This is a genomic window from Paenibacillus sp. FSL R5-0810, from assembly GCF_038002285.1.
Classification (GTDB): Bacteria; Bacillota; Bacilli; order Paenibacillales; family Paenibacillaceae; genus Paenibacillus_AQ; species Paenibacillus_AQ lactis.
In genome coordinates, this window is record NZ_JBBOCF010000001.1 from 1696769 (window position 1) to 1711183 (window position 14415).

At 44.8% G+C, this 14415-nt stretch carries 14 protein-coding genes; 12 read left to right on the forward strand and 2 right to left on the reverse strand.

The window, feature by feature from the left end:
* Nucleotides 1–414: 414 nt before the first annotated feature.
* The 8 genes from MKX76_RS07675 (at nucleotide 415) to MKX76_RS07710 (ending at nucleotide 8865) form a co-directional block, all read left to right on the forward strand.
* On the forward strand, nucleotides 415–627 hold the full coding sequence (locus tag MKX76_RS07675) for a hypothetical protein (protein ID WP_341033363.1): 213 nt from the start codon (nucleotides 415–417) through the stop codon (nucleotides 625–627).
* Nucleotides 628–816: 189 nt separating this feature from the next.
* Nucleotides 817–1038 (forward strand): DUF6220 domain-containing protein, encoded by a 222-nt coding sequence (locus tag MKX76_RS07680; protein ID WP_341033365.1) that lies wholly within the window; start codon nucleotides 817–819, stop codon nucleotides 1036–1038.
* A gap of 68 nt (nucleotides 1039–1106) precedes the next feature.
* Entirely contained in the window at nucleotides 1107–2567 is a 1461-nt protein-coding gene (locus MKX76_RS07685; RefSeq protein ID WP_341033366.1) for a multicopper oxidase family protein, read from the forward strand.
* Nucleotides 2568–2886: 319 nt separating this feature from the next.
* Nucleotides 2887–3603: a M20/M25/M40 family metallo-hydrolase gene (locus MKX76_RS07690; RefSeq protein ID WP_341033367.1), complete on the forward strand. Its 717-nt coding sequence runs from the start codon at nucleotides 2887–2889 to the stop codon at nucleotides 3601–3603.
* Entirely contained in the window at nucleotides 3600–4721 is a 1122-nt protein-coding gene (locus MKX76_RS07695) for a hypothetical protein (protein ID WP_341033368.1), read from the forward strand. Before MKX76_RS07690 ends, MKX76_RS07695 begins: the two co-directional genes overlap by 4 nt.
* Nucleotides 4722–4863: 142 nt before the next feature.
* A complete protein-coding gene (locus MKX76_RS07700; protein ID WP_341033369.1) occupies nucleotides 4864–5823 on the forward strand; it encodes an ATP-binding protein in 960 nt (319 codons plus the stop codon).
* Nucleotides 5824–5845: 22 nt separating this feature from the next.
* Nucleotides 5846–6718 (forward strand): tetratricopeptide repeat protein, encoded by an 873-nt coding sequence (locus MKX76_RS07705; protein WP_341033370.1) that lies wholly within the window; start codon nucleotides 5846–5848, stop codon nucleotides 6716–6718.
* 398 nt (nucleotides 6719–7116) lie between these two features.
* Nucleotides 7117–8865 carry a M28 family peptidase gene (locus tag MKX76_RS07710; RefSeq protein WP_341033371.1) on the forward strand — a complete coding sequence of 583 codons (1749 nt, stop codon included), beginning with the start codon at nucleotides 7117–7119 and terminating at the stop codon, nucleotides 8863–8865.
* A gap of 351 nt (nucleotides 8866–9216) precedes the next feature.
* On the opposite strand, the gene MKX76_RS07715 is transcribed toward MKX76_RS07710, so the two are convergent.
* Together MKX76_RS07715 and MKX76_RS07720 are read right to left on the reverse strand one after the other, a co-directional pair.
* Entirely contained in the window at nucleotides 9217–10353 is a 1137-nt protein-coding gene (locus tag MKX76_RS07715) for a sensor histidine kinase (RefSeq protein WP_341033372.1), read from the reverse strand.
* Nucleotides 10350–11036: a response regulator transcription factor gene (locus tag MKX76_RS07720; protein ID WP_341033373.1), complete on the reverse strand. Its 687-nt coding sequence runs from the start codon at nucleotides 11034–11036 to the stop codon at nucleotides 10350–10352. The genes MKX76_RS07715 and MKX76_RS07720 overlap by 4 nt, the downstream gene beginning before the upstream one ends.
* Nucleotides 11037–11355: 319 nt before the next feature.
* Between MKX76_RS07720 and MKX76_RS07725 the strand changes: the two genes are divergently transcribed.
* The 4 genes from MKX76_RS07725 (at nucleotide 11356) to MKX76_RS07740 (ending at nucleotide 14407) form a co-directional block, all read left to right on the forward strand.
* Complete coding sequence (locus MKX76_RS07725; RefSeq protein ID WP_341033374.1) at nucleotides 11356–11757, forward strand: DUF6223 family protein; 402 nt, start codon at nucleotides 11356–11358, stop codon at nucleotides 11755–11757.
* Nucleotides 11758–11955: 198 nt separating this feature from the next.
* Nucleotides 11956–12732, forward strand: coding sequence for a hypothetical protein (locus MKX76_RS07730; RefSeq protein ID WP_341033375.1), 777 nt, complete (start codon nucleotides 11956–11958; stop codon nucleotides 12730–12732).
* Nucleotides 12733–12961: 229 nt separating this feature from the next.
* Nucleotides 12962–13702 carry a class I SAM-dependent methyltransferase gene (locus MKX76_RS07735; RefSeq protein ID WP_341033376.1) on the forward strand — a complete coding sequence of 247 codons (741 nt, stop codon included), beginning with the start codon at nucleotides 12962–12964 and terminating at the stop codon, nucleotides 13700–13702.
* Between the two features lie 141 nt (nucleotides 13703–13843).
* The gene (locus MKX76_RS07740; RefSeq protein WP_341033378.1) at nucleotides 13844–14407 is read left to right on the forward strand and encodes a histidine phosphatase family protein; all 564 of its coding nucleotides are present in this window, start codon (nucleotides 13844–13846) and stop codon (nucleotides 14405–14407) included.
* The last annotated feature ends 8 nt before the right edge of the window (nucleotides 14408–14415 follow it).

The following is a 14415-nucleotide window of genomic DNA, read 5'->3' on the forward strand; positions in this document are numbered from 1 at the left end:
AGCACACTATATACTGTGACTAGATCTATATTGAAATAACATTATTATCTTGGATTTGCTTACGGAAACGTTAGTTGAATAAGCACTGAAGGGCAGCTGGCAAATGATCGGCTGCTCTTTTTATGATTGTCAGAGTTTTACGAATCGAAGAAAAAACAAGGCATAATAAACCAACGCGGCTCGTTTGACGAAATTCCCAGCACACTTTAATGCCGTTCTTCTCAATGAGCATCCAATCCAGACCGCAATGAACAATTTGGACTCTTTTGCCTTCTCGAGTACCTCGGTGCAGAATATTATTTTAAAATTCACAGGTACCGTATCTCTTCGTCATAAGTTCACAATATTCGTCTTATATGATCATTACATGAACGATCGCATGCAGATCTATTGAGAAAAGAAAGAGACATAGGAATGAAGAAGACGTTGATGCTGTTTCTCACTTTTGTGGTTGGCTTGTTAGGAGGGTTTATCCTTTTTGAATTCATCGTGCGAATCGTCTTGCGGCAAATGGACACGTTTCCGGTCATGTTCATCGGTGCTCTTTCAATGATATTGCCTTTAGCCGGCGGTATAGCGGCCGTCATACTGGGAAAACGTTTTTCAAATAAAACTCGACAAGATTGAGTGTCATATGTGAAGGAGATGAGATTAGTGATGACAAGAGGTTCAAGATTTTTTTTTATTTGTGGCCAGTTTATTTGTCATCTGTGTCGCGGCCCAAATCTTGATTGCAGGGATTGCCGTTTTTACGGATACATCTTCCTGCCAAAGCCATATTGTATTTGCTCGGATTTTTGAACTGTTTCGATTCTAATGCTCATCATTTCGTTTACGGGAAAGCTTCCGATTTTTTTGCGTTGGATGAGTGTACTCATCCTTGTTTTAATCTTTGCACAATATTTTACAGCAAATTTTGAAGGAGCGGGTGCTGCTCATCCGGTCATCGCTGCAGTTCTGTTTTGGGTTTCAATCGTAGTAGCTGTACATGCCAAAAGAAGTGTTTTTCTAAAAATGAACCGTGAAACTACACTCTGAAGGAGCGCGGTTCTACTAAGTGCGATTCTATTTGATTTCATCAATGATGAGGAAAGCGAGTATAGAAAATGAAAAAATACCTTCAACTGCTCACGCTGCTGCTGATTTTATCAGCATTTTGTTTAGTCGGATGTGAAGGGGATACCACCACTAACGTCGGTAAGCTGGAATTTAAGAATCCATTGCAAATTCCGCCAATACTTGAGCCAATGACGGATTCAGAGGGTAAGAAACACTTTGCCTTAACCATGCAGTCAGGATCAACCGAGTTTTTGGAAGGAAGGCAGACACCCACTTGGGGGATAAACGGATCCTATTTAGGACCGACTCTCCGGGTTTCGCGCGGTGACCAAGTTTCTTTCGATGTGGTCAATCAATTGAATGAAACCTCAACCTTGCATTGGCATGGAATGCGATTACCCGCAGTAATGGACGGCGGGCCACATCAGATGATTGAACCAGGAGCAACCTGGGAGCCTTATTGGACAATCGAGCAGCCGGCCGCGACTACATGGTATCATCCCCACTTGCATGGGAAGACAGCACAGCACGTGTATCGCGGTCTTGCAGGATTATTTATCATTGAGGATGAAGAGTCTAAAAAGTTGCCTTCGGAATATGGAGTCAACGACATCCCGATTATCCTCCAGGATAAATTATTTAAGGGCGACGGTTCTTTTAACGAGAACATGAGCATGACTCCGTTTGGGTTGTTAGGCAATCAAATCTTAGTAAACGGGACATTCGACCCTTACCTAGAGATCACTGCAAAACAGGTTCGTTTTAGATTACTGAATGGTTCGAATGCGAGGGCTTATAATATCGGCTTTTCGGATAATCGTTCATTTTATCTGGTCGGCAATGATGCGGGACTTTTACCCGAACCCGTTTTATTAGATCGTTTGTTGCTAAGTCCGGGTGAACGTGCAGAGATCGTGGTGGAGTTTGAAGCTGGCGAAGAAACGATCTTGCACAGCTTTGCAGGCAAAGACGGGATTGAAAATGGGGAGTTTGATATCGTGAAGATTATCCCCGATACAAGTTTATCCGATTCTCCGCGACTTCCGAATCAACTTACCGCTGAGCCGCTCATCGATGTGCCCGAAAATGTAAAGGTACGTAAATTTGAACTCACAACGAAATCTGAAATTAATGGCAAGGAAATGGACATGAATCGGATTGATGAAGTTGTTCCGGCTGGCTCGCGTGAAATATGGGAGATCACAAATAAGGGTTGGGATCATAACTTTCATATTCATGACGCAGCCTTCACCATTATTGACAAGAATGGACATTTGCCGCCAATATATGAGCGTGGGAGAAAGGATACAGTCTTTATTCCGAATGACACTACAGTTAGACTGGCCGTCGACTTTGGAAGCTACCCTGATCCTGATACGCCTTACATGTATCACTGTCACTTGTTGTATCATGAGGATAGCGGTATGATGGGGCAGTTTGTCATTGTCGAACCAGGCACTGAATCCCAAGTATCGAAAGAGTTAAGCAGGGAAAATCATGACCATTAAATATTAGACACGGTGGCTGTTTGGCTGCCGTTTTTGTTTGCGCATATAAATGAGGATGAATTGTGACACAAACCATTGTAAACAAGGAATGATCCATAAGAAGAAAAGGAGTTAACCAACCGAAATTTTTGAAATTGGTGTCGGAGGACAAAAACACGGTCCCAATATAAGTCGCTATTCAAAGAGAGGACAGGGCGTAATTTTTTCTAAATAACCCACCTTACCGTAAAGTAAGGTAACTGTAAGATAAACCATTGGTTTGTCTTTTTCTGTTTCATTATGATACCTACAACCAAGTAACCATAAGGAGGATTTAAATTTGACTGATAATCAAATTATTAAGGCCATTACGATCATATCATTTATATTTTTGATTGCTTTTATCAGCCTTCATACCATTGTTCCACCAAGCCCAGATAAGAAGGCGGATATCTCGAAAAATTTCTCAGCAGATCGTGCTGTCCAACACTTAAACCAGATAGCAAAGACTGCTCATCCAAGCGGATCAATCGAAAATGAAAAAGTAAGAAATTATACGGTTGAACAATTAAAATTAATGGGATTAAAACCAGAAATCGAACACTCCAATCATGCTTCTCTATACCCCAAAATGTTAACTGGCGGAGATATGTACAACGTGATCGTTAAACTTGAAGGTAATAGCAGTGATCATGCAATGATGATGTCTGCACACTATGACTCTGTTCAACAAGGACCGGGAGCTAGTGATGATGGAAGCGGAGTTGCCGCTTTATTAGAAACCATACGTGTATTAAAATCAGCTCCACCTTTAAAAAATGATATCTATTTCGTGTTTACTGATGGCGAAGAGCAAGGATTAATGGGTGCAAAGGAATTTTGGACGAAATCAAAACATAAACAAAAAATGGATCTCATCATTAATTTCGAGGCTAGAGGAACAAGTGGTCCGTCTATCATGTTCCAAACCAGTGATCATAACGGTTTGGATGGTAAAAGAATTTGCCAAAGCAGCCCCAAATCCCGTTACCTCATCCTTACTAGGAAATCAATTTGAAATTCGCACTTTGGGGAGAAAAAATGACCTTATTCAGTGGGGCAATATATGACAGCTCTTATTATCAATGGGCATTTCTATTACTCACGGCATCTATCAGTTTCCTTATCTGGAGGAAATTCCGTTCCGTAAATGAATGGGAAATGACTTTGTCGGCGATCTTTCTTGGTGTCATAGTTCTCATCCTGTTAACACAATTTCTACCTGGTGCCAGCTATCTGTTTGCTTGGCCATTGCTTGTATCACTACTGATACTTGGGTGGGTAATTTGGAAGAATAAAATGGATACAATAAGTGCCAATACATGGATATTATCCCTTAAATCCTTCTTACCCGTAGTACTGTTCGCCCCACTGCTCAAGTTACTTTTCACCTTTTTTCCGGTTAGTCTTGCACCTTACCTCATGTTACTTTTCGTTTGGCTCTTAGCTTTGCTGTTCATGCCATGTAAACAGTTATTCCAGCTTGGACAATGGGTGCCTTATACCCTCATAGGAATCGCGGTAGTAATATTATCGATTAGTTTTTTCAGAGCTAACCCAAGTGCAGATCGACCTATAGATAGTAACTTATTCTATGTCGTGGATCAGGATAAAAAACAAGCACAGTGGGTTACAACCCAACCACCAGATGATTGGACGAAGAAATATATAACTTCAACGAATACTTCCAATATTAAAGCTATCTTACCGTTTAACTATGATAAACAAGCATGGGTAGGAAATGCACCTGTACGAAACTATCAAATACCACAAATAAAGCTAGTAAAGACGGGGATAAAGCAAGGGAATAAAATGATTCATTTTCGATTCACAGGTGGAACCGATGTGCAAAACATGTATCTGTCTATACCTGGTGGTCGCGTTCAAAAAATAAAAGTTGATGAAGAATCCTTTACCATTCCTAAATCAATGGAAACTTTCTATTACAAACAAGCAGGTATTCCAAAACAAGGTTTGGATGTCATTGTAGAAGTTAAAGGAGATCAGCCCATAGAGTTTACTTTTGGTTCTGAACAACATCCTGATCCAGAAATCCGCTCCAAACGTCCATCCCATCTAATTACGAGCGGGCTGTTTGATGAAAGCATTGTAGTAATCGAACGTATTACGTATTAATTCTTTAGCGTGCTGAATACAAATCATCACATGAGGATTGAAGGAAGGCAGCCATTTGCGGTTGTCTTTTTTCGCTGGATTACTCCCTAATTTATGGAAGTATGATATTCTTATGAGAGAATATTACAGAGGAGAGAGCAGGATGTCGGAACATGATGAACTAGCAGCGCAAAGACGCAAAAATTTAAGGCTTATTCATTTCAGCAAAGAGGATCAATCGCTTGTCGAGTCTGAGAAGCCAAAAGAGACGTTTGCCGACGTCGGAGGCTTGGAAGAGGTTAAGAAGAAAATCAGAATCAATTTTATATTACCTCTGAAGCAGCCGGAAGTATATGCTGCATACGGCAAACAAGCTGGAGGGAGCTTGCTCCTGTACGGGCCACCCGGATGCGGCAAAACATTTTTGGCACGAGCGGTGGCAGGCGAGATCGATGCTAATTTCTTTCATGTAGAGCTTCAGTCAATTCTTTCGATGTATTCTGGCCAGAGCGAACATAACTTACACGATATATTTGAAAAAGCGCGGGAAAACAAACCGTGCGTTATTTTCATTGATGAAATCGATGCCCTTGGAGGCAGCCGTCATCAAATGCGCCAGCATCATGACCGCATGCTTGTTAACCAATTACTGCTGGAGCTTGACGGTCTGCAGGCGGAGAACGATAACGTGTTTGTCATCGGAGCAACCAATACGCCTTGGTACCTTGATTCCGCATTGAGACGTCCCGGTCGCTTTAACCATCTGGTTTTTGTACCGCCGCCTGAAGAGGCAGAGCGGCAAACCATTCTCGAACTGAAGCTATCCGGTAAGCCGCTGGGTTCGCTGAACCTGCCCAGAATTGCTGCAGAGACCAAGTTTTATTCCGGAGCCGACTTAGAGCAGTTAGTTCATGATGCCGTAGAATCAGCGATGGAGCGTACGTTTGAGAAGGGTGAGATCCAGCCTATTACTCAGGACGATTTAAAGAGATCCACAAAAGGCCGAAAGGCAACAACGCTGGATTGGTTTGCTACAGCAAAGAATTACGCGACGTTCAGTGACGTTAACGGGGATTATCAAATCGTATTGGATTACATTAAGAAGCATGGCGTCAAGTCGTAATGTATAGGAGGGGATAGAGCAGGTGGAGGACGTACATCATTACGCCGCATATACGAAGGCGCAGCAGCTTATCAAATGGAGGCGGTATAAAGAAGCTTTAAAGGAAGCTGAGCAGCTAATAAGCGAAGTACCGGAGCACCCGGACGTCTTTGCGCTAATCTCGCAAATTCACTTATTCATGGATGAATACGACAAAGCACTGCATTGGTCGAATCAGGCGCTTAAACGGGAACCACAGCACGAGCTGGCCTGGTTTGTGCGCGTCAGCGTTTACTACTATACGGATAAGGATCGGGCTTTCGAAGAAGCTCTGCAAGAAGCTTTACGGATAGATCCCTATGAGCCTCATTATTATTATCTGCAAGCAAATATGTTGAACAAAAAGGGGAGGCCAAAGCAAGCAAAGACGGCACTTTCACATGCGCTTGAACTGCGTCCGGAATCACCATTATATTTGGCTTTGTTAAGCTATACGGAAGCGTTGCTGACAAACTTCGAGGATTCTGCCAGGTTGGAAAGGCAAGCCCTCAACAATAATATGGAATCGCCAAATGTATATTTTTTCCTCGGCTTGTCGTCTGGCCAGCGTGGGGAATACAAGCTGAAAGAGACGTATATGCGAAATGCCGTCCGCTTGGACCCGGACAACAAACAGTTCCAGGATGAATTTTTAGATGCGCTTCAGCATAACGAAAAGTTATTTAAAATATGCTTGTGGCCTGTAAAATATTTGCGGAAAATGAAGAACTGGCAGATTCTGCTCACCTGGGTTGTGGCAATGCTATTCTTTAGGCCTTTGCTCATTTTGTTCATCGTGTTGTATGTGCTCTTGCATTGGGTAACCAAAGCCATCGTGCATGTCAAAGTTTTTGGCTGGGGACGCAGAGGCGTATAAGCTTTTTGTGTACGAGAAGAACATAAGGGCATTGCTTGCTTAAAAGTCCATCAGGTACATACACGTTACGATAACGAATTATCAGATATTGCTTTGCTTGGAGAGAAGAGACCTCTCGGTAAGGCTGGGGCATATTGAAAGAAGTTGTAGTATGTTGGTTGCTAAGATAACCGGGAACTAAAGTTGAATAAATGACCATCTTGGATATAAATCACAAGAGCTTCCATTCTAATGGGAGCTCTTGCTCTGTGATGCATTGATTTCATTACACACTGTAATCAAATATTGACACATGTCATATTCTGGAACTACGCTGTATAAGAGCTTTTTCTTACATACGATGAATGATTGCTCCATGAATGAGTCTGAATGATCTTAAAAGGAAGTGAGTAGGTATCATGCAAATTCAATTGAGCAGACCGCCGGACCGCAAACATCCCTATTGGCTGCCGCTTATGACGATCCTCGCCGTCATCCTTTGTGTCTCCCTTCTGCTGTGGTTCGAGAAGCCGCCGCAACCCAGGGGAACGGACGCGCCAGAAACCGAGTTCTCCGCGGAACGGGCGATGGTCCATGTCGAACGGATTGCACGGGAGCCCCACCCCATGGGATCGCCTGCCAATGGGGAAGTCAGGGCATACTTGGTGGAACAGATGGAGTTGCTCGGCTTGAACCCGGAGGTTCAGGAGTTTAAAGACCGTCTAACAACAAAGTACATCGATACTGACGTCCAGCTTACGAACATTCTGGGGGTCATTAAGGGCACCGGACCGGGCAAACCGCTCCTTCTTATGTCCCACTACGACTCGGTACCTACCGGGCCCGGGGCGAATGATGCATCGGTAAGCGTGGCTTCATTGCTGGAGACGGCAAGGGCAATACAAGCCGGATCTCCTCCTCAGAATGATATTTGGATTCTATTGACGGACGGGGAAGAGAAAGGCCTGCTGGGAGCCGAGGTGTTCTTCCGTGACCCGCTGCATCGTGAGGTTGGCATGATCGCAAATTTTGAAGCCCGAGGATCAAAGGGTTCATCCTTCATGTTCCAGACCAGCGATGGCAACGGACGGATTATCGAAGAATACGCGCGGGCTGTGTCCAATCCTGTCAGCAACTCGCTCTTGGTGGACCTTTACAAGCAGCTGCCGAACGATACCGATCTGACGGTGGCCCTGGAGCATGGTCTTCCGGGACTGAACTTTGCCTATGGCGATGGGTGGGTAGCTTATCATACCCCTATGGACAATACGGAGAATGTCTCCCTTGAGACCGTGCAGCATCAAGGCGAGAATGCGCTCGCCATGGCAAGGCATTTCGGCAATCTCGACTTGTCAGACTTGTCCTCCACAAGCAACCGCATTTATTTCAATTTGTTCGGCCTGCTGGTTCATTACCCTACGCAGTGGGCGATTCCGATTACTGTTGCGCTTGCAGCGTTATGGCTGGCCTTTGCTTGGTTGTATGCCCGATTCTCCTTACTAACCACAAAGGGGAGTTTAATCGGGCTCGGAACCCCGATTCTGGCCGCCGTGCTATCAACCGCACTGAGCTATGGCTTGTGGACGCTGATCGAAATGTTGTGGGCAGGCAAAATGACGCAGCCTACAGGCGCAACTTATGATTCGCTTCTCTACAGCATCAGCTTCGTTCTGGTAACACTCATTGTTCATGTCGCGCTTACCCGCTGGATCGTGCGGAAATCGAATGAATTAGAGATGCTGCTTGGCGGCGGATTTCTGTTCCTCCTGCTGCTTATCGGCTCAACCTGGTTTCTGCCGGGTGCAAGCTATCTATTTTCGATCCCATTGCTGATCCACTACGCTGCATTGATATGGGCAGCATGCACCCGCGATCCGCTAGAGACCTTAAACCGTCCTGCCGTAGTTTTGGGAACGACGCTTATCCCTATCCTGATGTTCACATCGGTCTTCCATATCGTATTCCTCTTGTTGCCGCCGGGGATTCACCTGTTCAGCGTCGTGTTGATTGGACTGATCCTTGCCCTGATGTCTCCTGCCGTCCGGATGCTCGCGCATTCCTGGAAATGGGTATTGCCGGCTGCGTTCATTGCCATCATCGTTCTGCTCGGTATCGGATGGAGCCTGGCCGAACCCGGGCCGGATCGACCGGTATATGAGAGACATTAGCGTTCTGCTTAAACGTTAACGAATGTTACCGTTCATAATTAAACGCCATCATGCAAAACAAGCAATCGCGAAAACCGCGTTTGCTTGTTTTGCATCATCGAGATATGCCCGTTGGAGGCGACAGAGAACTATGGACACCTATGGAAACCCCTTTGTCACATGATCCTTGCCGTACATTGTTGATCTCTTTTATGGGATATTAAACAGAGTGGTTAATGTTTTTTTCGAAGCTAACGGGCGGGTAAGAAGAGGGAGGGTGTCAACGGAACAGCATATACACCCCGGATCGTAGGGGCATAGGAAGTGGATTTCCTGCATGTTTGTACGCCGGGCTACCAACTCTTATAATTATCATTGCCCGTAAGGCAAATAAACGGAAAATGTTGTACCTTTCTCGGGTTCACTCTCAACGCGGATGAACCCACCATGGGCTTTTACAAAATGATGCGCGATGGATAAACCGAGTCCCGTACCGCCTGTATGCCGCGAGCGTGCTTCGTCCACGCGGTAAAATCGATCGAATAGGCGGGGCAATGCTTCCTCCGATACTCCGATGCCGGTATCGATCACCGAGACACGTACAAAGTACGCATTCCGATCCACGACCCGCTCTTCGATTTTAACCATAATCTCCCCACCACTTGGCGTGTAACGAATCGCATTGGTCAGCAAATTAAAGAAAACCTGCGTTATCCGTCTCGGATCGACCATTACGGAAATCGGTCTCGAAATCGTATAAAGACTAAGGGCAATTCCGTTTTCTTCCGCTTCAAATTTCACGTCGTCCACAATTCGTTCTAAATGAACCGTCAAATCAAGCGGTTTGCGATGGAGCGACAACCGTCCTGCTTCTGCCAACGATAAGACATGTAAATCATCGACTAGCAAGCTCATTCGGATCACTTCATCATGAATCCGAAGTAACATTTCTGGCGAGATCTGTTGGCCGGCCTGTTGATAATTCTCCAGTTTAAGCTGCATCAAGGACAGCGGCGTGCGAAGCTCGTGAGCAACATCGGCCACCAATCGACTGCGAGCTTCTTCAGCTTCACTCAGGCGAAACGTCATATCATTGAATGTTTGAGCGACTTTCCCATACTCATCTTTCGTGTCCACAGGCACTTTGGCGTTAAGGTCACCTTGGGCCACGCGCTCTATTGCGGCTATTAGCTTTTTAAGCGGGAGGGTCAGCACCCCTGATATCCAAAAGCTGAAGAGTAACCCGATGGTAATAAAAAAGAGCAAGCGTACGCCGTGTGTTACATTAAGCAGTGTGCCCAGCTTCATATTGTCAATGAAATAAGAGATAAAGATTTCGATTTGATCTTCGGGCATGGCTTTCAAATAGTTGGCATCGATGCGTTCCTTTCGAAATTGATCGACCAGTTCACCTGCGTAAAGTTGTGTTGTAAGGGAGAAAGTGATACTTACAATGAGCATGAGAAGCACCATGCAGGCAAATACTTTCATCCGAAACGTTATCTTCATGAACGTTCACCGAATCGGTAACCGAAACCATATACCGTCTGAATATATCGGGGATTGGCAGGATCGTCTTCCAGTTTGCGGCGAAGATTCCGGATATGGGAATCCATCGTTCTTTCGTATCCCATGTACTCATCCTCCAAAGCAGCCTTTAATAATTGCAAACGGCTAAAAACTATGCCGGGACGACCCGCGAGTGTGAACAAAATTTTGAATTCAGTTGGTGTCAATTGGATTTCATGACCGTCTTTGAATACCTGACATCTGGCTTCGGAAATGATCAAGTTGTCTCTTTCCAAGAACATCGACTTGTCTTCAGGCCCGTTTAATCGGCGAAGCATTGCTCTGATGCGCGATGCGAGCTCGCGCAAGCTGAATGGCTTCGTCAAATAATCATCCGCACCGATTTCCAGACCGACGATTTTATCAGATTCATCCGATCGCGCCGTGACCATAATAATGCCGCAATGCGAGGTATGCCTTATTTCGCGGCATACGTCGATTCCGCTTTTCTCGGGAAGCATCCAATCAAGCACGACGAGATCTGGATTTTCAGACCGGGCAATCATGAGCGCTTCATTGCCGGTACAGGCGGTCAATACCTTGAACCCTTCACGCTGCAAATAGGTCTGCATCTCCTCCAGCATTCCCGTTTCGTCCTCCACAAGCAGCAATTTCGGTCCCATTCCCATCAGCTCCTTTCCTTTTAATTCCTTTCACTTACGAGTACTCACCGCTTACCGAAAATTATACCGTGATTAGGAAGGCTCTTAAAGAAATCCACGCAAATAGCGGAAGATCTGCATAAGATCTCGACATTTGATGTGTAAACTGGCTGTGAAAGGAGAGAAATTTTCAAAACGGAAGGAATGACTGCGTATGCGTCGTCGATTGAGAAAACCTAGATTCGCATTCAACTCGTGGTCAATGATCTGGCTGTTGCTGTCGAAACTTGGAGGTTCAAAGCAAGCGATGGAAAAAACAAAAAGGAGGAGTAATTAACAAATGAAAATGATGCTAGTTTCATTCCTAATACTTTGTGCATGCCTACTCGTTCCAACTATTGTCTTTGCTGAAGCAACCAACAGTAATGTCGTATACGGATTAACCCAAGGACGCCTCTGGGCCACTTTGGACGCGGCGTTGGGACTAGTCAGCGTGGTAATCGGCGGACTGTCTCTGGCCCGCTCCGTCCGTCGCGTCGGCAACGGTGGGCGAAACGGGGCAATCGTAGCCACGGTTTTAGGGCTGATCGTCATATCGTACGCCGGGGTGCATCTCACCATCTTCACTGGTGATTTCGGCACCGGCGCCGGGCGAGCTGGGGCTATCATTGCTATCTTGATGGGGCTGATCGGCATGGTCCTCGCCGGGCTAACTCTGGCCCGTTCCCGCCGCACCGGCTGACTCTACAATTGTATAGGAATCGGTTCTAGTATCGTGCAATTATCTCCCTTAGTGCCTACTAGTTGTCTTCGATTGACAGCAATAAGGCTGCGTGGTAATTTGAAGACAGAATAACAAAGGCAATGCAACCTTCGGGTTCAACCTCGCTGAGAAGTGGGTTGGACCCTTTTTGCATTCCAAATAAAGGGAGGATTCGTAATGTTAAGAACGGAATTGTTGTTACAGCGGCTGGGCGATATCGGGAAGTCGCTCGAACGGAAGGGGGGAGCTCTTTTATTATTAGGAGTTGGTTCCGTTGGGGTCGAGACAGAACGGTTGGATGAATATTCGGATTTAGATTTCTTTGTCATTGTAAAGCCCGGGGAGAAAAACAGATATATAGACCGATTGGATTGGCTCGAGGATGTACACCCTCTTGCCTATTCGTTTAAGAATTCTGATGTTGGCTACAAAGTACTGTTCGAGGATGGTATTTTCGGGGAATATGCTGTATTCGAGGAATCGGAGTTGGCTAACGCGACCTATACGGCAGGCCGGGTCATTTGGAAGGATCAAATGTATGCTAATACGGCAATCGCCGAACCTTCCCATCCGGTCCCCAGCCTAAGAGCGGATTGTTTGGACTTTCCTTTGAATGAAGCGCTAACAAACCTATACGTGGGGCTCGGTCGCTATGCAAGGGGAGAGCGTCTTTCCGCGACGAGGTTTGTTCAAGGCTACGCAGTGGACAGGATTCTATCCGTCCTCCATCTACTGGAGCAAGAGGTGGAATACTTTCCCGACCCATTCGGCAATGAGAGGCGGCTGGAGAGGAGATTCCCCCGTTTTGCGGAAATCATAGGAGACATGATACAGGGATACCATCATGTTCCCGAGTCGGCGCTTCGTATTTTAAATTTTATCGAAGAAGTGTATCCAGTCAATCGAAGGTTAAGCGAAGAGATACGGCGATTGGCTAACCTGACTAGCCAATAAAGTATTGCGGGGATCCGAATCATCACAAAGGGCAAGTCTTTCGCGGCTTTACTAGCCGGTTTTATTGAAAAGCAGCGGTACTCCATGTTCGAAACGAGTAAGGGGGGACTGCTGCCGATTCTTTTTAAGCTCCGGCGAGCTTGTTCCCATTCGATACAGACAGGTTTCGTGTCAGGTTAGTCGCAACTTGTTGTATAATTTTAGTAAGGAGAAAGGGAGGGGGAACGAAGTGCATAAACAAAGTAAAATAAATAAAAAAGCTTGGGAGTATCGTGCATATGAATTTTGGCATAAAAGAGATGGTTCTCCTGAGGAAAAAGCACGTCTGCTATTAGAAAACCCGCTCGCGGCACTTAAAAAGCATAAAGGCCTTTTTGAACATGTTCAAGGCAAAAAGATTGCTAACCTTTGCGGTTCAAATGGAAGAAAAGCTGTTCCGTTAGCTTTACTAGGAGCAGAGGTGACTGTATTCGATATCTCTGAGGAAAACAAAAAATATGCTTTAGAGCTGGCAGCAAGCGCAAATATCACATTAGAATATATCGTCACCGACATATATGATATTGACCTAAAGGAGTACGGAGGATATTTCGACATTCTATATTTAGAGGGAGGGATATTACACTATTTCGGTGATTTGGACAAGTTCATGAGTATTCTTTACGCCTTATTGCATGATGGTGGACAATTGGTTTTAAGTGATTTCCATCCCTTAGGAAGATGTATCTCGTCTCATGGCGAGCTCAATTACTTTGATACGGAAATAAAAAATGGAGATGTGGCGTATAAAGGAGCATTTGATATAGATGAGCAGAAAGACTTCCCCGATGTCTCCATTCGATTGTACACGTTAAGTGATATTATTAATTCGGTCGTCGCATCAGGGTTCAGATTGCAAAGGTTTGATGAGCATCGTGGATGGAATAATGAAAATATCCCTTGGGAATTTACTATCCTGGCGGACAAATAGATGTTAAAGTAAGGCGAACTAATAACTTATTAATCAACTTCGAAGAAGCCGTCGATCGGGAGCTTCATTTCGTTAACAGCAGGATTGCTACATACAAGCATAGAATTCCAAATATGGGATATGTCGCTAAGAGGGTGAAAAATGGACTTCATATTTATCAGGCACGGTCATGGAGAGCATCTTATCGATTATCCAAATCGGTTGAATACTCTGCATCCTAGTCTTACGGAGTACGGCAAATTTCAAGTAACGCAGCTACGAAATGATACTATAATTGATCCTGATGATTTAGTTCTTGTGAGTCCAACTAAACGCACAATAGAGACGGCAGCTATTTTAAAAAATGATTTGGACTTTGTAATTTCTCCATTTGTTGGTCCGAGAATGTTTCCTCAGAACCCCGATCTCCCTTTTTTAGCATGTGATCATATCCTTTCTAAAACTGAAATTCGAAATCTGTATGGAGATATTGAAATTCTCGATTTCAATTTGGAGTGCTGGAAAGAAGGGATTAACCAGATTGAGCAATATATCTTTGAAGGATATGCTAAGCGATTAATAGCGTGGATCGGGGAAAGATATAAAAGAATTTTCATGATTTCACATGATGGCACAATAACGAATTACCGGATATTGCTTGGAGAAAAAGGATTGACCCGAAAAGATTTTCTCGGTGAGGCTGGGGTATATCGATTGAAATTGTAGTCTGTTGG

What these genes read in the sequence shown, in the direction of transcription:
- MKX76_RS07715 (WP_341033372.1), bottom strand. Translation starts at nt 10,353, where the DNA reads ATGAAGATAACGTTTCGGATGAAAGTATTTGCCTGCATGGTGCTTCTC.
- MKX76_RS07700 (WP_341033369.1), top strand. Translation starts at nt 4,864, where the DNA reads ATGTCGGAACATGATGAACTAGCAGCGCAAAGACGCAAAAATTTAAGG.
- MKX76_RS07720 (WP_341033373.1), bottom strand. Translation starts at nt 11,036, where the DNA reads ATGGGACCGAAATTGCTGCTTGTGGAGGACGAAACGGGAATGCTGGAG.
- MKX76_RS07680 (WP_341033365.1), top strand. Translation starts at nt 817, where the DNA reads ATGCTCATCATTTCGTTTACGGGAAAGCTTCCGATTTTTTTGCGTTGG.
- MKX76_RS07740 (WP_341033378.1), top strand. Translation starts at nt 13,844, where the DNA reads ATGGACTTCATATTTATCAGGCACGGTCATGGAGAGCATCTTATCGAT.
- MKX76_RS07725 (WP_341033374.1), top strand. Translation starts at nt 11,356, where the DNA reads ATGAAAATGATGCTAGTTTCATTCCTAATACTTTGTGCATGCCTACTC.
- MKX76_RS07685 (WP_341033366.1), top strand. Translation starts at nt 1,107, where the DNA reads ATGAAAAAATACCTTCAACTGCTCACGCTGCTGCTGATTTTATCAGCA.
- MKX76_RS07730 (WP_341033375.1), top strand. Translation starts at nt 11,956, where the DNA reads ATGTTAAGAACGGAATTGTTGTTACAGCGGCTGGGCGATATCGGGAAG.
- MKX76_RS07675 (WP_341033363.1), top strand. Translation starts at nt 415, where the DNA reads ATGAAGAAGACGTTGATGCTGTTTCTCACTTTTGTGGTTGGCTTGTTA.
- MKX76_RS07710 (WP_341033371.1), top strand. Translation starts at nt 7,117, where the DNA reads ATGCAAATTCAATTGAGCAGACCGCCGGACCGCAAACATCCCTATTGG.